Source organism: Comamonas squillarum, assembly GCF_025309455.1.
GTDB classification, from domain to species: Bacteria; Pseudomonadota; Gammaproteobacteria; order Burkholderiales; family Burkholderiaceae_C; genus Comamonas; species Comamonas squillarum.
The window spans coordinates 1,864,340-1,885,090 of sequence record NZ_CP104377.1; the positions used below are offsets into that span (position 1 = coordinate 1,864,340).

Below are 20,751 nucleotides of genomic sequence, written 5' to 3' on the forward strand. Positions count from 1 at the left end.
TCACTGCAGCACCGAGCGGCAGTGGTTTTTTTGTGGGCGCTTTGCCGCTCAGTGGCGGCAGCGCTGGCGCATGCGGCGCAGGCCCAGCGCAGCGGCCCCGCCCAGCAGCAGCGACATCAGCAGCTGCCCCGCCAGCGATACCGTGGGTACCGCCACCGGCGCGGGCAACGGTGTCGGGTCTGGATCCGGAGTGGGGTCAGGGTCTGGAGTCGGGTCAGGTGTGGGATCGGGCGCAGGTGGGTCCACATCGATGGTGTTGCTGTAGACCTCATCCTCGTCCTCACTGCTGCAAGGCGCGCTGCTGCTGCACTGGGCCGCATCGCTTACCCGGGCCAGATTGCGAACATGCGCAGGTGCCGTGGCCGTGATCCGGGCCAGTACCGCATAGCGCACGGTTTCGCCGCCTGCCAGCGTCACGCCGGTGCAACCCGATGGGCTGCAGACACCTGCGGCGCTGTGGCCCCCAACCTCGGTCGCAACAATCTCGGTCACCACCATGCCGCTGGGCACATCGTCCCATTGCAGCTCTACGGGCATGCCGCCTTCATTGCTCAGCGTCACCACATAGCGCGTGCTGCTGCCTTCCAGCACCTGGCTCACGCCATTGCTTTTGAGCACGGTGATATGGGCGGGGGCCAGCACATCAGTGCGCGCCTGGGCACAGCTGTCGGCAGGCAGGCAGGCAGCGCCCGGCACAGGCGGCTCGCTGCCCCCCAGCGGATCGATGGCGGCATGGTTGGTGATGCTGCCGGCCTGCGCTGGCGCGATGGCATGCAAGCCAAAGGCAACATGGCCGCCTTGCTCCAGCGCGGCATCCAGCACCAGCTCGCACTCCAGCGGCTCGCCACTACAGACCACCGATGTCACACCGGCACCGGGCGAGGCACCCGTCAGGCGCATGCCATCGGGCAGGGCCTCAGCGACCACCAGCGTTTGCCCGGCGGCAACGGCCGTCTGGCCGCTGTTGCCAATGCGGAACTGGTAGTCCAGCGCCTGGCCCGCTTCCACCGTTGCCGCGGCCGTCTTGCTCAGCGTCAGATGCACGGGGCTGCGCAGAGAGTCGGTATCCGTCACTGTGCAGGGGGATGCTGCCGTGCAGTTCGCCCCCGTCAGCGTGGCCGTATTGCTGACCGTGGCATCGGCACGGCTCTCCACCAGCGCCGTGACCCGCGCCCGCACCTGGTAGCTGACGCTGGCGTTGGCGGCAACCGTGATGCCGTTGCAGCCCATCGGTGCCTGCAGGCTGCAGCTGCCGGCATCACTGGGCGCTGCGGCCGCCAGCGGCGTGATGGCCTCGATCTCCATGCCTTGGGGGCTGTCCAGCCAGGCGAGGCCGGCAGCGGGCATGCCGCCGCTGTTGGTAATGGTGACGGTATAGCTGCTGCTGGCGCCTTCGGTCAGCGTATCGACACCATTGCTCTTGTGGATGCTGACAGCGGCTGGCAGCACGATGGCATCGCGGTCCTCGGCGCTGCAGCTGTTGCCGCCGCTGCAGGTAGCGCCACTCAAGGTCACCGCATTGCGAGCGCTGTCCACACCCACCTCGCCGGTGACGGTTGCCTGCACCGCATAGACAATCGATTCGCCAGCCGCAACGGCGATATCCGAGCAACCACTGACGGTGCATAGGCCGGCCTCGCTGTTGGCGCCCACCGTCGTGGCGCTGATGCGCTCAATAGCCAGGCCCACCGGGCTCTCTGCCCAACGCAGGCCCGCAGCTGCACTGCCGCCGGTGTTGCGCACAACCACCTGGTAGACCGTGCTGGCACCCTGTGCCAGCACATCCACGCCATTGCTCTTGCTGATCTGCATATTGGCCGCCGTCACCACCTGGTCAGTATCGGTGCTGGCGCAGCCGCTCACCCGCTCGCTGGTGCAGGTGCCGCCCTGCACCACGGCCTTGTTGCTGACCGAGGCGCCTGCAGCTACGGTAGCATTCACTTTTGCGCTGACGATGTAGACGATGGATTGACCCGCAGCCAAGGTGATGCCGGTGCAGCCCGTGGTGCTGCAGGTTCCCGCCACACTACCGGCCCCCACGCTGCCCGCGCGGATACCACTGACCGCCAGGCCGCTGGGCACATCGCTCCAGCTCAGGCCCGCGAACGCGGTCGCTGCGCTGTTGCTCAGGGTCACGCTGTAGGTGGTCTCGGCGCCCACGGTCAGGCGGTCCACCCCATTGGTCTTGACCACACTGACCGAGTCGGCGGCCACGATCAGATCCGCATCGCTGCTGCTGCAACTGGCGGGACTGCCGTTGCTGCAGTTGGCGCCGTTCACAACGGCGGTGTTCGATGCCATCGTACCCACCAAGCCGGTCACCTCCGCCTCCACGCGGTACGTGATCGATGCACCCGGCGCCAGGCGCAGGCCCGTGCAGCCACTGCTATTGCAGACACCGGCATCGCTGCCCGCGCCCACGGCACCGGCCTCAATACCCAGCACGCGCAGGCCTTGGGGCAGATCCTGCCAGGAGACATCGCTGGCCAGCGAGCCGCCGGTATTGCTGATCGTCACGGTGTAGACCGTGCGACCGCCTGCGGTCACGGCTGCGGCCGCATTGGTCTTTTGCACGCTCAATGCCGCGGGGGTGCTCACGGCCTCCTGGTTGTAGGCAACAAAGGCAATGTCGGAGTCGCCGCTCAAGGCCTGCACAAAGCCAGCCACCCGGCCCATGTTCTGCGGCGTGATGCCAAAGTCGGCGAAATAGTAAGCACGTATGCGCAGATCACGGCTGCCATCACCGACCGAGGACTTGGTGTGGTTGGGGTTCCAGAACTGCCAGTTCTGCCGGGCGACGACCGGCACGCTGCTGAGCGCGATGCTGACGCTGTTCCCCACGACCGCGCCCGTGTCGTCGATGAAATAAAAGGTGTCGGTCTTGCTCGATGGCTGACCGACCTGGGTCACCAGCACATCGGGCACATCATCCGTCGTGGACTCGGGATTGCCCACGCTCGCACTGAAGCGCAGTGAGCTCGCCGGGATATTGAACAAGGCCGTGCTGAGATCGAGCCCATGCACGCCGTCAGACAGGTAGGAGGCCCGGGTTTTGGAGATGTCGTAGCTCGCGCTTTGCGCGATGGCATTGAGACCACCCGTAGCCGGGAGCGAGCTGGCGTTGGGCGTAAAGCCCTGGAAGACCGCCGGCTCAAAAGCCCCGGTCAGCACCGCATCATTGACCCCGGTCGAGTAGCGCACGCCCCCGGCCGTGAACGCCAGCAGATCGTTGTTCCCATTGGCTGCAGGCGCCGTGGCGGCGTTGCTGGTACTGGCCGTCCAGCGGTTGCCGTTGAAGCTGCCCCAGACAGCAGTCACATTGTCTGCCGCATGTGCCACGCCCTGCCCCAGCACCAAGCAAAGCCCCAGCAAGCCATGCATCCGCCGCGCACCCTGCGCCCACCTATTCACTGAACCCATCACACCTTGACCGTTCTTGTTGAAAACACCGACACCGAAATGCCAAGACCCTGAAGCCTGTGCAGCATCAGGGCCTGTGTCCATCAGTTGAAATTCAAAAAATATATTAACTTAATCAATTATCAAAATAAAGCCTTTGATTCCATGTATTCACTTTGGTTAACAAAGACTGAAATTTGGCCTGGGCCCAACCTTGACTGAAATCAATAAATTTCAATAGGTTATTTATGTATCATTTTATTTCACAACTCAATACACCAGCAAGATTGCGGTGTATGCGCATGGCGCCTGGCCTGTGAGAGCCTTTAGCAAGCGGCGTTCGGTCCCACAGGATGGATGCAGGGCCCGAGGAAACTGACATCGAACCAGCCAGCAAGCGTCTGGCCCTGTGTGCACTGACCTTCAAATGCAGAAATTCGTAACGATTCCCTGCAAAATCCTTGGCTTTGCCGCCATGCTTTTACAATGCTCGGTTGGCTGTAGGCTTCCATGACACACAGCTATGCGGTCGGTGCCGACTGCCTTGTTTCACTTCCTATGAATACACCAATGCGACTGATCTCCAAAAGCATCACAGCTGCGCTGATATCTTGCGCCGTCTCCGCAGGTTGGGCTGCCAACACCATTGCGCCACAGAACGGAAACTGGATCATTGCCGACGAATTGGGCGGCAAGCCTGGCCGCGGCATGGGCATTGATGTCCAGGATGGCGTCTTTCTGATGCAGCTGTACAACTACAACAAGGACGGCAGCGCCACCTTCCATATGGCTACAGGCGCAGTGATTGACAACAAGGTGGACGCACCCCTCAAAAAGTACAAGGATGGACCTTACTTTGGCAGCGGCCGCCGTGATGGAGTGGAAGCTGAAAATGCCGGCAATGTGAAGATCGAATTCACCAGCCGTACTACCGCCACGATCCAGCTCCCTGGCGAAGAGCCCAAGTTGATGCACCGCTTCAACTACGAAAGCACGCCGGAAGACCAATGGTCCGACCCAGCCTTTGTCGAGCGTTGGGCCATGGTGGCGATGGATGCTGATGGCAAACCCACATCGACCTTCTTTGCCGATACCGCGATTGGCACGCAGATGGCCATGGTTCCGAACATGGCTGCCGGCTGGCCCTACAAATCCAGCAGCAAGTTCACGGTGCATACGCTGGACTTGGCCACGCCCAACAAGCATGGCTTCATGGAATGCGAGTACCTGGGCTCCAACATGGAATTCAGCTGCGTCGGCGAGCAAGTGGACACCAGCTCAGGCAGTTCTGTGCGCAAGCCCATCAGCCTGGTCATGCAGCGCAGCATTGACGACCTGCAAGGCACCTTGACCCTGGATGGCAGCGACACCAAGGTGATGGGCGCCCGGGTGGAACAAACGGCGTACGCCATCGAAGAGAGCAAGGTCGTCACGCGCGCCTACTTCCGCCGCAATTCGCTGCCTGAAGCGGGAACCTGGATCATCAGCAATGAAGTCACCGGCAAGGCGGGCCGTGGTATTTCGCTGGATCTGCAAAAGCCGGTGGGCAGCAAGCACCTGCTGTTCATGCCCATCTACAACTACGACGAAAAGGGCAATGCCACTTTCCACATCGGCATGGCCACCCACAGCCCCAGCGCGGTCAATCCCTCCTTGCCTGCCATCCCCGTGATGAAGTACAAGGGCGGTCGCTACTTGGGAGGCCCTGCACAAGACGGTGTTGAAGATGTGTATGTCGGACCGGAGCAGATCACCTTCAATACCACAGCGACCGGCCTGATTCAATTCCCCAAGGAAGATCCTGTCAATTTCAAGCGTTTTTACTTCGGTATTGACCAAGACCGCATCGACAGCCTCGTCGGCACTTGGGCGCTGGTGCCGCATGCCGGCGCTGTCAAGCATCGCATTCTCAACCTGAAGAAAACCGCCAGCGGCGTAGTCGAAGACAAGGATGCCGGATACACCTGCACCGTGTCTTACTGGCTGGATCTGCGCTTTGTCTGCGAACCCAAGACGGTCACTGCTGACCAGCAGCGCATTCGTCTGGGTGCGGGTTTTTATGGTGCTGCCCGCGCTATTTTGGGCGACGGTGGCTCCCTCCCCGACAGCTCGCCCGAATTGACCGCTATCCGCATCACCGACGCCCAAGGCAATCTGGTACAAGGCGGCCCCCTCTACCCTGTGGACGACGAAGGCAACAACCCTGGCAACGGCGAGGCTGCTGCACCTACCGCCCAAATCGGCGCGGTGACCGGCGCAGTCGAAGGCGGGACGGTGACCTTGGAAGGCAGCGGCAAAGCTGCGGCCGGTAAACGCCTGACCTACAAGTGGACGCTGAGCGCTGCCCCGGCAGGCAGCGAGGCCCAACTGAAGTCTGCCGACACCATCAGCCCCAGCTTTGTCGCCGACAAGGCTGGCAGCTATGTGATCACGCTTGTGGTCAATGATGGCAGCAAGGACAGTGCCGCAGCCAAAGTGACGGTAACCGTCATGCCCAAGGACGGTATTCGCCTGTTGCGTGACGATGACTCCGCCGCATCGGGCCAGGCGCTGAGCTGGCCATACACCGGCTCGTCAGAGATCAGCGCTAGCGTAGCTTGCGTCGGTGCTTGCGAGAACACCTACAAGATTGCCCAATACAAGCTCCAAGTCAATGGCGCCAACTACACGATTGCCGACCTCAAAGCGACCAACCTCACTTCGGGCTCCAGCGTCAAAGCGTCTTTTGAAGGTCTGGCTGATGGCCAAGTGGTCACTTCGGACAAGCCAGTATCCTTTGCGCTGCGCAGCGCCTATACCAATGGCAAGACGGTGAATCTGAAGTTCAGCTTCACGATCAAGGAAACCGGTGAGGCCTTCACCTACACCAGCACCTTCAAAACCAATTGAGGTCTGCTGGCGGGAAATCCATGGCACGGTCACATCCGCGCTTAGCCTCGCCAACACCCCTGCCTTCTGCCACGCGGCAGAAGGCTTTTTTTTGCCTGGCGTCTTCGCAACCGGGACAGCCCCCAGCACCTGTCCTAGCGCGGATGTGTTACACACCGCATACACCCCTGTATCTACGGGGCTTTCCAGCTGCTGCTGCGACTGCGAAGAGATACGCCCAATGCCGCCCTCAGCCCCCAGCCTGCCGACGCTTTCGCTTTCCTCAGTCATGCACCATACCGACACTTCCATACCTCTTAGCACGCCCGTCAACACAGTCTCCACCCCCTTTCCCCTGCCGCTGGCGGGCCTTCGCGTGGTCGAATTCAGCCACATGGTGATGGGCCCGACCTGTGGACTGGTGCTCGCCGATCTGGGAGCCGAGGTCATCAAGGTGGAGCCGGTCGAGGGTGACCGCACCCGCCACCTGCTGGGCGCGGGAGCGGGCTTTTTCCCGATGTTCAACCGCAACAAGAAAAGCGTGGCCATCGACCTGCGCCAGGCCCAGGGGCTGGAGGCGGCGATCCGCCTGGCCAGCACGGCCGATATCGTGGTGCAGAACTTCAAGCCCGGCGTGATGCGCAAGTACGGACTCGATTACCGCGCGCTGTCGCAGCTCAACCCGCGCCTCATCTATGTGAACCACAGCGGCTTTCTGCCCGGGCCCTACGAGCACCGCACCGCGCTCGACGAGGTGGTGCAGATGATGGGCGGCCTGGCCTATATGACCGGCCGTCCCGGCGACCCCCTGCGCGCGGGCACCAGCGTCAACGACATCATGGGCGGCATGTTCGGGGCCATCGGCGCGATGGCCGCGCTGATGCAGCGGGCGCAAACGCGACGTGGCCAGGAGATCGACTCAGCGCTGTTCGAAAACAATGTGTTCCTGGTGGGCCAGCACATGATGCAGTTCGCCGTGACCGGTGAGGCGGCCGAGCCCATGCCCAACCGCATCTCGGCCTGGTCGGTGTATGACGTGTTCACCGTGCAGGATGGCGCCCAGATCTTTCTGGCTGCAGTCAGTGATGCGCAGTGGGCCACCATGTGCAGCGCGTTTGGCTGGGGCGATCTGTTGGCCAACCCCAGCTACACCAGCAACAACGACCGGGTGCGCCTGCGCCCCCAGTTGCTGCCTGAGCTGCGCCAGCGCTTTGCCACAATGAGCGCCGCGCACATTGGCCAGGTCTTTGAGGCCAACGGCCTGCCCTATGCCCCGATCAGCAAGCCCGAAGAGCTGCTGGACGACCCACACCTGCTGGCCAGCGGCGGCCTCGCCCCCGTTCGCCTGAGCGATGGCGAACGCGCGGGGCAGACGGCCCCCACCACCTTGCTGCCGCTGCGCATGGCCGGTGAGCGCCTGGGCGTGCGCATGGACCCGCCGCAGTTGGGCCAGCATACGCAGGAGTTGCTGCGCAGTCTGGGCTATGGCGATGACAGCATTGCCGCGTTGCGGGACAGCCAGGCGATTGCCGGTTAGACGCAGGTGCGGCAAGCCAAATGTGAATATCGATGAACCAGGGCGATTGCGGCAGCCCGTCCTACAAGGCTCCGGCCTGCCGCCGCCTACGCTGTGGCTCTTTGTCGCGGCACTTGGGGATAAGCTTGGTCTCCGATACGGCATGTGGGGGCTGCTGAAACTTGCAGCCCGCCTGGCACTCCAAGCCCGGTGACCTGGGCCCCGCTCTTTTGGCGGCATGCCCTTCGCGACTGTTTTGAACCAGGAGAATCTGATGAAAAAAATGCGCATGCTGGCAACCGCCGCCCTGATCGCCGCCACCCCTTTTGTAGCTTCCACTGCCATGGCCCAAAACCCTGCTCCTGCCGCTTCCAACATCGACAAACGCCCCAGCCTGAACCTGGATGCCGAAGCGACCACCCGCGTGCCGGAAGACACCGCCTGGGCCCAGTTCAGCGTCGAGAAGGAATCCAAGGACCAGGCCCAGGCCCAGCAGCTGGGCAAGACCGCGCTGGCCGATGTGCTGGCCACCGCCAAGAAGTCCCAGACCCTGCAGGTCACGACCGAGAACCTGTTCACCAGCCCCGTCTACAACAAGGATGGCAAGGTCACCAGCTGGCGCACCCAGTTCAATGTGCAGCTGGAGTCGACGGACACGGCCGTACTCGGCCAGACGATGACCGCGTTGATGGACAAGGCCCGCCTGACCGGCTCGGGCTTTCGCCTGTCCGATGCCGCTCGCAACAAGGCGCAGGACCAGCTGATCGCCGAAGCTGTCAAGAACTTCAACGCCAAGGCCAAGGTCACCGCCAATGCCATGGGCTATGCGCAGTACGAGTACGACACCATCCACCTGAACCAAAGTGGTACCAGCCAGCCGATGCCACGCATGGGCCGGGGCGTGGCCATGATGAGCAAGATGGAAGACAGCAGCGCCCCCGTGGGCCTGGAGCCGGGCTACACCACGGTGTCGGTCAGCATGTCGGGCGCCGTGCGTTTGATCAAGTAAGCCGCGCTTGCTGAGCTTGGTGGGCCCGCCCATCAGCGCTTAGCCCGCCGCAGAGCCAGGTAATGCCGCGCATTACCTGGCTTTTTTGTATCCCTTCACAAAAAGTGATTAACCACTTACCACCATCAACCACTCCCACACGGCGTAAAAATTTGTAGCAATATGAGCACCGTAGCCATCCCGGCTAGCAGGAGTGAAGCATGTCCTCTACGGTTCGCACTTGGCTGCAGCGCAGCCCCCTGTTTCGCTCTGCGGTGCTGGCCGGCACGATCGCCTTGGCGTCCATCCCAGCGGCGCAGGCCGCCAGCGATTTCACGCCGCTACCCGGCACCTGGATCGTCAGCGCCGAGCAAGATGGCAAGCCTGGCCGGGGCATGGCCATCGATGTGCAAGATGGCGTGCTGGTCATGCAGGTCTACAACTACCGGGCCAATGGCACGGCCACCTTCCACCTGGCCGTCGGCAACATAGACGGCAACCAGGTGGCGGCCCCACTCAAAAGCTACCGGGGCGGGCGCTATTTCGGCAGCGGGCCGCTGTCAGGTGTGGAGGATGGCGATGCGGGCGAGGTGCGTATCGAGTTCACCAGCGCCACGCAAGCCCAGCTGCGCTTCCCCGGCGAGCCCACGGTAGCGATCCAGCGCTTTCGGTTTGAGAACACCCCGGCCTCTGCGCTGCCCTCCGCTTACTGGCTCATGTCCATGCAAGACAGCAGCGGCAAGGCGGTGTACTCGGCCATTGCGCTCAGCGGGCTGGACACCAGCACCGGCCCCGCGATGGCCATGGCGCTGCCCAATGGCACCCAGATCCAGGTCTCCTGCAGCTACAGCGCCACCTTGCAAGGCTTTAACTGCAGCAATGGCAGTGCCACGCCCGCCGTCAGGCTGCAGTTCCAGACGGCGCTGCACCAGTTGAGCGGCTCGGCGCAGTTGGACGGCAGCAGCTACCAGTTGGTGGGCCAGCGCATGCTTAGCCCGGATGGCTATGACTCGCTGGTGTTCAGCGACACCACGCCGGTCCCCGCCAGCGGCACCTGGATCGTGACAGGCGAGAAAAATGGCCAGCCCGGGCGCGGCATGGCCATCGATGTGCAGACCGGCACGCTGGTCATGCAGGTCTACAACTACCAGGCCGATGGCAATGCCACCTTCCACCTGGGTGTCGGCGCCTTTGCCAGTGGCCAGGCCAGCGCCCCACTCAAGAGTTACCAGGGCGGCCGCTACTTTGGCAGCGGCCCGCTCAGTGGCACTGAGGCCTCCACGGCCGGCGAGGTGTTCCTGGATTTCAGCTCGCCCACACGCGGCCATATCCGCTTTCCGGGTGAAGGAGCCGTCGCCATCGAGCGCTTCCAGTTTGCGCCCGTCGCGCCAGACCCGGCCAGCCTGCTGGGCCACTGGACCTTCCACGACACGACGAACAAGGAAACCGCCCATGTGGCGCTGACCCAGGTCGATGGCACTGCCGCCACCACGGCCGGCGGCGGCGTGCGCTGCAGTTTTCTGAACCCCTCGACCGGCCAGGTGCGCTGCGTGGAGACCTTCACGATCTCCGGCCGGGGCAGTGTCTACCTCAAGGACTACCGCTTTGTGCTGCAGGCCGATACGGGATCGGGCAAGGCCTTGCAGGCCGGTGAGCTGGCGCGCAGCGATGTGCTGCCCGATGACAGCAGCACGCAGAAAAACTCCTTGCTGGCGCTGCGCACGATGGACCGCCGGGGCATGAAGTTGGGTCTGGGTACGTCCTTCTAGCGCAGGCGCGCGGGGCGCTTCGGTCAGTGCAGCCGCGCCAGGATCAGCACCACGCCGGCCACGGTCAGCAGCGCGCCGGCCATGGCCCCCAAGGTGGGCGGCACCTTGGTCTTCCACCACAACAGCGGCAGCAGCAGGATGGGCGAGACAGAGGACAGCATGCCCACCAGCCCGGCGCTGCCGTACTTGAGGGCGGCGAGGATCAAGGTCATGCCCATGGCCATCGACAAAAAGGCGCTGCCCGCCAGCAATTGCCAGTCGCGCGGCGCCATCACGGCAGTCAGGCGCGCCGGCTTCCAACCCACGAGCAGCAGCAGCGCATGAAAGCCAAAGCCGGCCGCCATGCGCACGGCCGATGCGGCCACCGGGTCCACATCGGGGCCCATCACCGGCTTGACCACCAAGGTGCCCAGCGCCTGGCCCAGGGCTGCGATCAGCCCCAGGCCCACGCCCACCGCCAGCCGGCCGCGCGTGGCCTCCAGGCTCGATGCGCTACCGGCGCGCTTGCCAAAGGCAATGGCGCACATCACGCCACTCAGCACCAGCGCGCAGCCCAGCATGGCCACCGCGCCCATGCGCTCGCCCAAAAAGAGCGCCGCCAACACGGCCGACATCATCGAATGGGTGGCAAACAAAATGCCCGAGCGGCGCGGGCCCAGCCGGTTCATGCAGGCAAACAGCACCGTGTCGCCAATGAAGATACCGATAAAGCCCGACAGCACCAGCACGCCCACCAGCGCCAAATTCAGGCTTCCCCAGGTGCCCGCCAAGCTGGCCCAGCCGCCCAGCATCACGGTGGCGAACACCATGCGCCAGCGGGTAAAGGCAAAGGCGCCCATCTTGCGTGCTACGGGGGCAGAGAACAGCGCGGCCAGCGCCCAGCAGGCGGCGGCCAGGACGGCCAGGGATTCAGGGGGAAAAGGCAAAGGCGACACGGCAGGCGGCAAAATGGGGCGCCGGCGGTGCAAGCTGTCTCGCACCATGCTGCGCAGCTGCTCCAACAGCGCTAGGATGCCCATCCAGACACCCCAGCCCCGGCACCCAGGTGCAAGGACGAGCGATTGTAGAGCCCAGCGATGGCCTTTGCGAGCGCGGCCAGTCGCCCGGGCGGCCAACATCCCTATTCACCAGGATTTCAGGACCAGCATGAGCAAGAAACTACGTATCGCGGTATTGGCGGGCGACGGCATTGGCAAGGAAGTGATGCCCGAAGGCATCCGCGTGCTGGAAGCCGCCGCCAAGCGCTTTGACCTGCCGCTGGAGATGCAGCACTTTGACTGGGCGCATTGCGACTACTTTGCCGCCCACGGCCAGATGATGCCCGACGACTGGAAAGCGCAGCTGCAAGGCTTTGACGCGATCCTGTTCGGCGCCGTCGGCTGGCCAGCGACCGTGCCCGACCATGTCTCGCTCTGGGGCTCGCTGCTCAAATTCCGCCGCGAGTTCGACCAGTACATCAACCTGCGCCCGGTGCGCCTGTTTGACGGCGTGCCCTGCCCGCTGGCTGGCCGCAAGCCCGGCGATATCGACTACTACGTGGTGCGCGAGAACACCGAGGGCGAGTACACCGCGCTGGGCGGCATCATGTTCGAAGGCACCGACCGCGAGATGGTGCTGCAAGAGGCCGTCTTCACCCGCAAGGGCGCTGACCGCCTGCTCAAGTTCGCCTTTGACCTGGCCCAAAGCCGCAGCAAAAAGCATGTGACGCTGGCCACCAAGTCCAACGGCATTGCGATCAGCATGCCCTGGTGGGACAAATGTGCCGAAGCCATGGCCCAGAACTACCCGGACGTGGTGCTGGACAAGCAGCACATCGACATCCTGACCGCCCGCTTTGTGCTGCAGCCCGGCCGCTTCGATGTGGTCGCTGCCACCAACCTGTTTGGCGACATCCTGAGCGACCTGGGCCCGGCCACCACCGGCACCATCGGCCTCGCGCCCTCTGCCAACCTGAATCCTGAGCGCAACTTCCCCTCGCTGTTCGAGCCGGTGCATGGCTCGGCGCCCGACATCTACGGCCAGAACATTGCCAACCCCATTGCGATGATCTGGTCGGTGGCGCTGATGCTCGACTTCCTGGGCAACGGCCAGGGCGCCTGGCGCAGCGCGCATGACGCCATCGTCGATGCGATCAGCCAGACCATTCTGAGCGGCCCGCGCACGCCCGACCTGGGCGGCCAGGCCAAGACCCCGGACGTGGGCAAGGCGATTGCACAAGTGCTGGCCTGAACGCCTGCCAGCCCAGGCGGCGCTCGCTGCGCTGGCCAGCGCCCTGCTGGCCTGGGCGCCGCTGGCGCATGCCCGGGGCTATACGCCCCAGGGCCGCTGCGGCGGCTATGACAGAGTCAGCATCGGCAGCCCGGCCGGCACCTGCGTAGCCTTAGAACGTGTTGACGATCTCTACGCAGCCGCGTTGGAGTGCAATCGGGATGAGTTCGAAGCGATGGTCCGCAGCTTGCACCGGGGTGCAAGCAAGGGCCAGCGCGCAGAAATCGCCCGATTTCACTCCAACCCGTAGGGACAGTGGCTTTGCGGGCGGTCTGCGTTGTTGCAAATCCTCGCAATAGCTGAGCTATTGCTGCGGTGTTGCGCCTAGCATCCCATCCCGCAAAGACACTGTCGCGGCGCGAGGAGATCGTCAACACGTTCTTAGTAGCTGATGAACGCGACGGCCTGCGCGCCCCGCGCCGGGTGCTGGAGATCAGCCCCGGGCGCCTGTAGATCATCGACATGGGCAGCTGGATGCCGCGCCAGGGCCGGCTGCTGGAGCTGCGCCTGCCTGCGCCCTCGGCCGCCGCCACACAGCGCCCCCAGGTCCAGGTCCTCGCCGACAAGCTCGACCGGCCCCTCGCCCTGGTACGCGGGCCCGATGCCCAGATCTACATCGGCGAGGCCGGCCGCATCTGGCGCACGCCGGTGCCGGCCGCCGGCCAACCGATCCAGGCGCAAAAGGTGCTGGACCAGCTGCCCGACGACGGCGCCCACCCGCTCAAGGAAATCACGTTCGGGCCTGATGGCAGCCTTTACGTCAACATCGGCTCGCTCACAGACCGCTGCCAGGACGCGCAAGGCGCCCTGCCCCATCCCTGCCCCGAGCGCGGGGCGATGCAGTTTCGGGGCGCCGTATGGCGTGCGGTTCTGCGCAGCCCTGCGCTGCAAGGACAAGCGCCGGTGCAGCAGTTCGCACCCTTTGCGCTGGGCCTGCGCAATTCCGTGGCCCTGGCCACCCTGCCCGACGGCCCCGCTGCTGGCAGCCTGTGGCAGGCCGAAAACAACATCGACTACCGCGACAAGAACGAGCCGCCCGAAGAGCTCAACGAGCTGCTGGAAGGCGCCGACTATGGCTGGCCTTACTGCATAGGCGCTCAGCGCCCGGCGCGCGGCTACGAGCAACGCGCGCGCTGCGCCGCCACCCAGGCGCCGCATATGCGCTGGCCCGCCCATACCGCCCCGCTGCACCTGCTGGCCACCACGCAGGCCAGCCCCTTCCAAGGCCAGTTGCTGGCCGCCTGGCATGGGCCCCAAGGCCACCGCGTCGTGGGCTTTGCGCGCCAGAAAGACGGCAAACCCGGCGGCAAGCCCATCGAATGGCTGGGCCACTGGACGGCCGACGGCAAGACCCGGCCCCTGGGCCGCCCCACGGGCCTGGCACTGAACCATGCCGGCCAGCTGATGGTGGTGGAAGACTACAACCGCACTTTGTTGATGCTGCTGCCCGATACGGCAGGCGCCCCCGCCGCACAGCGCTGACCCGCGCGCTGGCCCGCCTGCCGCCAGCGCGACATCCAGCCGCGCGCCCCGCTTGCCTCTGTTGCGCCCCGGCCTATCATCGGCCCTACTACATCCTTGTTGCGCAGGCCCCTTGACGGGCGCCTCGCGGCCCCCGCGACATGACAGCGCTCAATACCTCCCTGCCTCCAGGCCCCACCCCACCGTCCGGCCTGTATTTCGGCTGGGTGATCGTCGCCGCGTCCACGGTGCTCACCTTGCTCACCGTGGGCATGCGCATGGGGATCGGGCCCTTTATCGTGCCGCTGTCGCAGGACCTGGGGTTCAGCCGCAGCCTGCTGTCATCCATCGTTGCCTTTGGCATGCTGTGCTATGGCCTGGGCATGCCGCTGGCAGGCTGGCTGGTGGCGCGCCAGGGCACGCGGCGGGTGCTGCTGCTGGGCACCGTCATCGTGGTGCTGTCCTGCATCTGGGCGGTCAACGCCCGCACGGCCTGGCTGTTTTTCTGGTCCTATGGCGTGGCGCTGTCGCTGGGCCTGGCCTTCACCAGCCCGGTAGCGGTCACGCCAATGATCAGCAGCTGGTTCACGCGCCAGCGCGGCATGGCGCTGTTCTTTCTGTCCACCGGCTCGATGGCCGGTATTGCGGTGATGACGCCGGTCTTCACTTTCACGATTGCGCGCTGGGGCTGGCAGCACACCCTGCTGGGCTTTGCGCTGGTGTTTGCGCTGATCGTCAGCGCCATGGCGCTGTGGGTGGTGCGCGATGACGCGCCCGAGCACACCGACCTGACCCCGGCCGAACAAGCTGCCCGCCAGGAGCGCCTGCGCGCGATGGCCGGCCAGCCCGCCGCGCCCACCTTGGGTTTTGCGCAGGCCGTGGCCACCGCGCCTTTCTGGCAGATCTTTCTGGGCCTGTTTGCCTGCGGCTTCAGCATGAACCTGCTGGGCACGCATGGCGTGCCCATGCTGATGGACCATGGCTTTGATGCCGGGAGCAGCGCCGGCGGCATTGGCCTCATTGGCCTGGTCGCCATCTTCAGCACCTTGGGTCTGGGCAAGCTGTCGGATATGGTGCCGCGCCGCTACATCCTGGCCGTCATCTACCTGGTGCGGGGCCTGGGCTTTGTCGGGCTGGTCGCCGTCATCCACCACTGGCAGCTCTATGCCGTGGCCGCCCTGGGCGGCATTGTCTGGGCCGGCTCGATTGCCGCGTCTTCGGCCATTTTGGGCGACCTCTACGGCATCAAGCTGGTGGGCATGCTCTACGGCTGCGCCTACCTGGGCCACCAGATTGGCGCGATGATCAGCAGCTGGCTGGGCGGCTGGGCCTACGAGCAGTTTGGCACCCACTGGATTGCCTTTGGCGCAGCAGCCATGCTGCTGGTGCTGGCCGCTGGCGTATCGCTGCTGCTGCCCACGCGGTTGGCAGCCAACGCGCGTTAAGGCTGTATCGGCCTCAGTCGATCTTCAGCTTGGTGGCCTGCGCCACATCGCCCCAGCGCTTGATCTCGCTGTTAAAGAAGCGCTGAAAGCTGGCGGGGGAATTGGGCGCCGGCGGCAGCATAAAGCCATTGCTCTGGTACTTGGCCCGCACATCGGGGTTGGCATTCAGCGCGCGGTTGATGGCCTTGTTGACGGTCTCCACCACCTGGGCCGGTGTACCGGCGGGCGCAAACACGCCAAACCAGGCGGCGACCTCAAAGCCGGGCACGCCGGACTCGGCGACGGTCGGGATATCCGAGGCGAAACCCACGCGCTCTGCAGTCGTCACCGCCAGGCCCTTGAGCTTGCCGGCGCGGATCTGCGCGAGCAGCGGTGGCAGGTTGTCCATCATCGAATCCACCTGCCCGCCCAGCAGGTCCGACACCGCCGGGCCGCTGCCCCGGTAGGGCACATGCAGGATGCTGGTCCCCGTCTTGAGCTTGAACAGCTCGCAGCCCAGATGGGCCGAGGAGCCACTGCCGGGCGACGCGCAGGTCAGCTTGTCCGGGTGCTGCTTGCCATAGGCGATGTACTCGGCCACCGAGTTGACCGGCAGCTTGGCGCTCACGGCCAGAATATTGGGCACCACATTGAGCTGGGCCACCGGTACCAGGTCCTTGCCGGCATCAAAGGCCAGCTTGGTGTAGAGGCCCTGGTTGATCGCCGTGGAGATGGATCCCACAAACAAGGTATAGCCATCGGCTGGCGCGCGCACCACGTACTCGGCACCGATATTGCTGTTGGCGCCTGGGCGGTTTTCGACGATAAAGGACTGGCCCAGGTCCTTGCCCAGCGCATCGGCGATCAGCCGCGCGCCAATGTCGGTGGCGCCGCCGGGCGCATAGCCCACGACCAGTTTGACGGGCTTGCTGGGGTAGCCAGCAGTTTGTGCATGTGCTGCAGGCATCACGGCCCATGCAGCGGCCAGGGCCAGTACGGCCTTGCTTGGTTTCATCATTTTTGTCTCCTTGATGGCAAATGGGTGCAGCGCGTTTAACGCTGACTGGGGGGCAGCGAAAAATCGCCCTGAATGCGCAAATAGTCCGCTGTCAGCTCCTGCGGGCGGTTGACACCCAGCAGCGCCAGGTTGGTCATCAGCTCCTGGCGGAACAGCTGCACCGCGTGCGCAATGCCCGCCTCGCCGGCCACGGCCGCACCAAACAGCTGCGGCCGGCCGGTAAAGACCAGGTCAGCGCCCAGCGCGATGGCCTTGAGCACATCGCTGCCCCGGCGAAAGCCGCCGTCGATGAACACCGGGTAGCCGGCAGGCACGGCCTGCCGAATCTCGGGCAGCGCCTGCAAGGGGGAGATGCAGGCATCGAGCTGGCGCCCGCCATGGGTCGAGACGATGACCGCATCGGCGCCATGGGCCACGGCGAGCCTGGCGTCCTCCGGGTGCATGACACCCTTGAGCACCAGCTTGCCCTTCCAGGCTGCGCGTATCTGGTCTATGCAGTCCCAGTCGAGCTGGTCGCGCTCGCCCCGAAAGCCATGGGGCGGGTCGGCGGTGATGGCCGGCCCTGCCTCATGGGCCAGGTTGGCAAAGCGGGGCACGCCCTGGCTCAGGACCGTGCGCAGGAACACATCGCAGCTCCAGCGCGGGTGGCGCAGTCCGTCGAGCAACAAGGTCCAGCTGGGGCGAAACGGCACGGTAAAGCGCAGGCGCTGCAAGTTCTCGCGGTTGGCGCCCACGCAGGTGTCGATGGTGACCACCAGGACGGGGATTTGGGCACGTTCCAGGCGCTGCAGCAGCGGCAGGATGCGCGCCATATTGCCCGGCAGGTAGGCCTGGTACCAGCAGCGCTGGTCATGCGCACTTTGCAGCTGCTCCAAGGGCACGGTTGATGCGCCGCTGATGATGAAGGGCAGCGCCTGCGCCTGCGCCACCTTGGCCAGCGCCGCGTCGCAGTCCTTCATCACGATGGCGGCAAAGCCGGTGGGCGCAAAGCCCATCGGCATCGCATAAGTCTGGCCCCACAAGGTGGTGGCCGTGCTGCGCTGGGCCACATGGCGCAGGCCGCGCGGCACAAAGCCCAGGCGCGAGAAAGCCTGCAGGCTTTGCTGCAGCGAGACGCCGTCTTCCGTGCCGCCGCAGACATAGCCGCGCACACAGGCGGGCAAGCGCTTGCGGGCAGCGCGCTCCAGGTCGGCAATCGAGAGGTAGTGGTGCAGCGCGGCCATGTGCGCAGTCTCCGTCGTTGTTCTTGTTGAACCACGCATTGTTCGCAAGGCCGGGCTGCTGGGCAAACGAAATTAAATGATCGGGCTATTCCAAAATTTCATGCAGAGGGCGCGCTGGCATGCGCCTGCGCCAGCACCCAATCGACAAAATGGCGGATCTTGGGCAAAGCCGCGCAGTGGCTGGCGTGCGCCACATAGTAGGCGCCATCGCTGGGCTGCACAAAGGGCCAGGGCTGCACCAGGCGGCCCTGGGCCAGCGCCTGCTCGGCAAACATGCGCGGCATGATGGCCATGCCAATGCCCTCTTGTGCGGCCTGCAGGCACATCGAGAAGGTGTCAAAACGCGGGCCCCGGTAGGCATCGGCCGGCACAAAGCCCTGGCAGGCAAACCAGTCGCGCCAGATCTCGGGCCGAAACGAGCACTGGACCATGGGTAACTGCTCCAGCTCAGCGAGCGAGGCCAGGCCCTGGGCAGGCAGGATCTCCGGCGCGCACACCACTGCCACATCGGCCTCGAACAGGCTGTGGCAGTCCGCGCCCGGCAGGCTGCCTTCGCCATAGAACAGCGAGATGTCGATGCGCGACTGCATCAGGTCAAAAGGCCGGGCATCGCCCTTGGTGACGACCTGGATGTGCGGGTAGGCCTGCAGAAACAGCCGCAGGCGCGGCACCAGCCAGGTGATGCCAAAGGTGGGCTGCACGGCAATCGTCAGGGTTTCGTCCGCCTCGCCGTAGCCCATCACATAGCGGGCCGAGGCATCGACCTGGTTCAGGATGCTGCGCACTTCGCCCAGGTACATGCGCCCGGCCGGGGTGAGCGACAGCCCGCGCGCCGAGCGGTGGAACAGCGCCTGGCAGACGGTGGCTTCCAGCTGCGCAATCTGCTTGCTGATGGCGCTCTGGGTCAAGAACAAATCCTGGGCCGCCAGGGTAAAGCTCATGTGGCGCGCCACGGCCTCAAAGCACTGCAGGGCCGTCATCGACGGCATGATGCGTTTTTGCATGTCAGGCGCCCCCCTTGCGCGGCCGCTGCAGCGTCAGCTGCTGGTCCAGAATGCCGCCCAGGTGCTGCAGCAGCACGCGGGCCTGCGCCTCGGGACGGCGCTGGCTGACCAGGATCAGCGGCGCCACCAGGCCGGGCGCAGCACTCAGCCGCCGGTAGGCCAGCCCATCGCTGCGCAGGTGCTGCAGGGAGGCTGGCACGATGCTCAGGCCCAGGCCGGCGGCTACCAGGCTCAACGTGGCAGTCAGGCGCGGGGCCTCTTGCACCACCTGCGGATGAAAGCCCGCGCCCACGCAGGCAGCGACGATGCCATCGTGCAGGCCCGGGCCCGCTGGCCGCTTGTACAGCACCAGCGGTTGGCCCCGCAGCTGCGCCAGCGGCAAGGGGCGGCGCGACTGCATCAGCGCATGTCCCAGGGGCCCGGCCACCACCATGGGTTCGCTCAGCAGATGCCGGCTGCTGAGGCTGGGCTGCGCCTCCCAGGCCGAGCGCACCAGTGCCGCATGCAGGCGTTGTGCCAGCAGGCCGTCCAGCAGCTCGCCCGATCCCGCCTCTTCCAACGTGACCTTCACGCGCGGCCACTGCGCCCTGAAAGCCCGCAGCGCCTGTGCCACCAAGGGGTGCAACGCCGCCGAGCTGGTAAAGCCAATGGCCACATGGCCACGCCCGCCCTGGGCGGCATCCTGCACCAGGCCGGCCATGGCCTCCACCCTGGCCAGCACCATGCGCGCCTCCTGCACCAGCGCCAGACCGGCGGCGGTGGGCCGCATGCCTCTGGGCAGCCGCTCCATCAAGGGTGTACCCATCTCGGCCTCCAAGTGCTGCAACAGGCGCGTCAGCGGTGGCTGCTGCATACCCAGTTGCTGGGCAGCGCGGGTCAGGTTGCCACACTCGGCAATGCAGACCAGGGCCTTCAAATGTCTCAGCTCCATTCAGCAATACCTCAAAAGTATGGATAAGGTTTTTATAGCGTATTTGTCAGCATGGGTAAAGCGCACTACAGTGCCCAGCACCACACAAGGAGAAACCCCATGACCTGGTCCGCCCAGCAGTACAGCCAGTTTGAAGCCGAACGCACCCGCCCCGTGCGCGATCTGGTAGCCGCCATTCCGAACACCGAGGTGCAGACTGCCATCGACCTGGGCTGCGGCCCTGGCAACTCCACCGAAGTGCTGCAGGCGCGCTACCCCGATGCGGCAGTGACGGGGCTGGACAATGACTAAGACATGCTGCGCGCTGCACGCGAGCGCCTGCCGCAGACGCCGTTTGCGCTGGCCGATATTGGTAACTGGCAGGCCGCACCGGCCGTGGATGTGATTCTGGCCAACGCCAGCCTGCAGTGGCTGCCCGACCATGATCGCCTCTACCCGCAATTGCTGCAGCAACTGCGCGCTGGCGGCAGCCTGGCGGTGCAGACACCCGACAATCTGCAAGAGCCCGCCCATGTGCTGGCGCGGGAGGTAGCCGCGCAAGGCCCCTGGGCTTCGCGCATCGGCGCGGTGCGTCACCCTGATCGGCATAACCTTGACTGGTACTACGCGCTGCTGCAGCCGCTGTGCAGCCGGGTCGATGCCTGGCGCACCACCTATATGCACCCACTGGCCAACCACGAGGCGGTGGTCGAATGGTTCAAAGGCTCGGCGCTGCGGCCGTTCTTGGCGCAGCTCGATGCACAGGAGAAGACGCAGTACCTGGCCGACTACCTGGCCGCCATCCGCCAGGCCTACCCGGCGCTGCCCAGCGGCACGGTGCTGCTGCCCTTCCCCCGGATCTTTATCGTCGCCACCCGCTAGGGATCCTCTGCACACAACTCC

At 65.0% G+C, this 20,751-nt stretch carries 14 protein-coding genes and 1 pseudogene; 9 read left to right on the top strand and 6 right to left on the bottom strand.

The annotated features are described in order from the left end of the window. Positions 1 to 48 precede the first annotated feature (48 nt). Positions 49 to 3,318 carry a DUF11 domain-containing protein gene (locus N4T19_RS08725; RefSeq protein ID WP_260719925.1) on the bottom strand — a complete coding sequence of 1,090 codons (3,270 nt, stop codon included), beginning with the start codon at positions 3,316 to 3,318 and terminating at the stop codon, positions 49 to 51. A gap of 651 nt (positions 3,319 to 3,969) precedes the next feature. Between N4T19_RS08725 and N4T19_RS08730 the strand changes: the two genes are divergently transcribed. The 4 genes from N4T19_RS08730 (at position 3,970) to N4T19_RS08745 (ending at position 10,540) form a co-directional block, all read left to right on the top strand. Further along, complete coding sequence (locus tag N4T19_RS08730; protein WP_260719927.1) at positions 3,970 to 6,288, top strand: PKD domain-containing protein; 2,319 nt, start codon at positions 3,970 to 3,972, stop codon at positions 6,286 to 6,288. Positions 6,289 to 6,556: 268 nt separating this feature from the next. Continuing rightward, positions 6,557 to 7,804, top strand: a complete 1,248-nt coding sequence (locus N4T19_RS08735; RefSeq protein WP_260719929.1) for a CaiB/BaiF CoA transferase family protein — start codon at positions 6,557 to 6,559, stop codon at positions 7,802 to 7,804. A gap of 253 nt (positions 7,805 to 8,057) precedes the next feature. Further along, the gene (locus N4T19_RS08740) at positions 8,058 to 8,792 is read left to right on the top strand and encodes an SIMPL domain-containing protein (RefSeq protein ID WP_260719930.1); all 735 of its coding nucleotides are present in this window, start codon (positions 8,058 to 8,060) and stop codon (positions 8,790 to 8,792) included. 200 nt (positions 8,793 to 8,992) lie between these two features. Further along, positions 8,993 to 10,540 carry a hypothetical protein gene (locus tag N4T19_RS08745; protein ID WP_260719932.1) on the top strand — a complete coding sequence of 516 codons (1,548 nt, stop codon included), beginning with the start codon at positions 8,993 to 8,995 and terminating at the stop codon, positions 10,538 to 10,540. Positions 10,541 to 10,563: 23 nt separating this feature from the next. On the opposite strand, the gene N4T19_RS08750 is transcribed toward N4T19_RS08745, so the two are convergent. After that, positions 10,564 to 11,475 carry a DMT family transporter gene (locus tag N4T19_RS08750; RefSeq protein WP_260719933.1) on the bottom strand — a complete coding sequence of 304 codons (912 nt, stop codon included), beginning with the start codon at positions 11,473 to 11,475 and terminating at the stop codon, positions 10,564 to 10,566. A gap of 211 nt (positions 11,476 to 11,686) precedes the next feature. Between N4T19_RS08750 and N4T19_RS08755 the strand changes: the two genes are divergently transcribed. From N4T19_RS08755 to N4T19_RS08770, 4 genes are all read left to right on the top strand, one after another. Continuing rightward, positions 11,687 to 12,769: a tartrate dehydrogenase gene (locus N4T19_RS08755; protein ID WP_116925931.1), complete on the top strand. Its 1,083-nt coding sequence runs from the start codon at positions 11,687 to 11,689 to the stop codon at positions 12,767 to 12,769. Beyond that, complete coding sequence (locus tag N4T19_RS08760) at positions 12,750 to 13,058, top strand: hypothetical protein (RefSeq protein ID WP_260719935.1); 309 nt, start codon at positions 12,750 to 12,752, stop codon at positions 13,056 to 13,058. Before N4T19_RS08755 ends, N4T19_RS08760 begins: the two co-directional genes overlap by 20 nt. A 212-nt stretch (positions 13,059 to 13,270) precedes the next feature. After that, positions 13,271 to 14,290, top strand: a complete 1,020-nt coding sequence (locus tag N4T19_RS08765; protein WP_260719936.1) for a PQQ-dependent sugar dehydrogenase — start codon at positions 13,271 to 13,273, stop codon at positions 14,288 to 14,290. Positions 14,291 to 14,430: 140 nt separating this feature from the next. After that, positions 14,431 to 15,714: an MFS transporter gene (locus N4T19_RS08770; RefSeq protein WP_116925930.1), complete on the top strand. Its 1,284-nt coding sequence runs from the start codon at positions 14,431 to 14,433 to the stop codon at positions 15,712 to 15,714. A 13-nt stretch (positions 15,715 to 15,727) separates the two neighbouring features. Here N4T19_RS08770 and N4T19_RS08775 read toward each other — a convergent pair whose 3' ends face one another. From N4T19_RS08775 to N4T19_RS08790, 4 genes are all read right to left on the bottom strand, one after another. After that, the gene (locus tag N4T19_RS08775) at positions 15,728 to 16,711 is read right to left on the bottom strand and encodes a Bug family tripartite tricarboxylate transporter substrate binding protein (protein WP_409935167.1); all 984 of its coding nucleotides are present in this window, start codon (positions 16,709 to 16,711) and stop codon (positions 15,728 to 15,730) included. A 35-nt stretch (positions 16,712 to 16,746) separates the two neighbouring features. After that, positions 16,747 to 17,934, bottom strand: coding sequence for an alpha-hydroxy acid oxidase (locus tag N4T19_RS08780; protein ID WP_260719938.1), 1,188 nt, complete (start codon positions 17,932 to 17,934; stop codon positions 16,747 to 16,749). A gap of 98 nt (positions 17,935 to 18,032) precedes the next feature. After that, complete coding sequence (locus N4T19_RS08785; protein ID WP_260719939.1) at positions 18,033 to 18,938, bottom strand: LysR substrate-binding domain-containing protein; 906 nt, start codon at positions 18,936 to 18,938, stop codon at positions 18,033 to 18,035. A 1-nt stretch (position 18,939) separates the two neighbouring features. Next, positions 18,940 to 19,869 (bottom strand): LysR family transcriptional regulator, encoded by a 930-nt coding sequence (locus N4T19_RS08790; RefSeq protein ID WP_260719941.1) that lies wholly within the window; start codon positions 19,867 to 19,869, stop codon positions 18,940 to 18,942. A gap of 99 nt (positions 19,870 to 19,968) precedes the next feature. Between N4T19_RS08790 and tam the strand changes: the two are divergent. After that, positions 19,969 to 20,730 (top strand): annotated as a pseudogene (gene tam, locus N4T19_RS08795) (trans-aconitate 2-methyltransferase). The last annotated feature ends 21 nt before the right edge of the window (positions 20,731 to 20,751 follow it).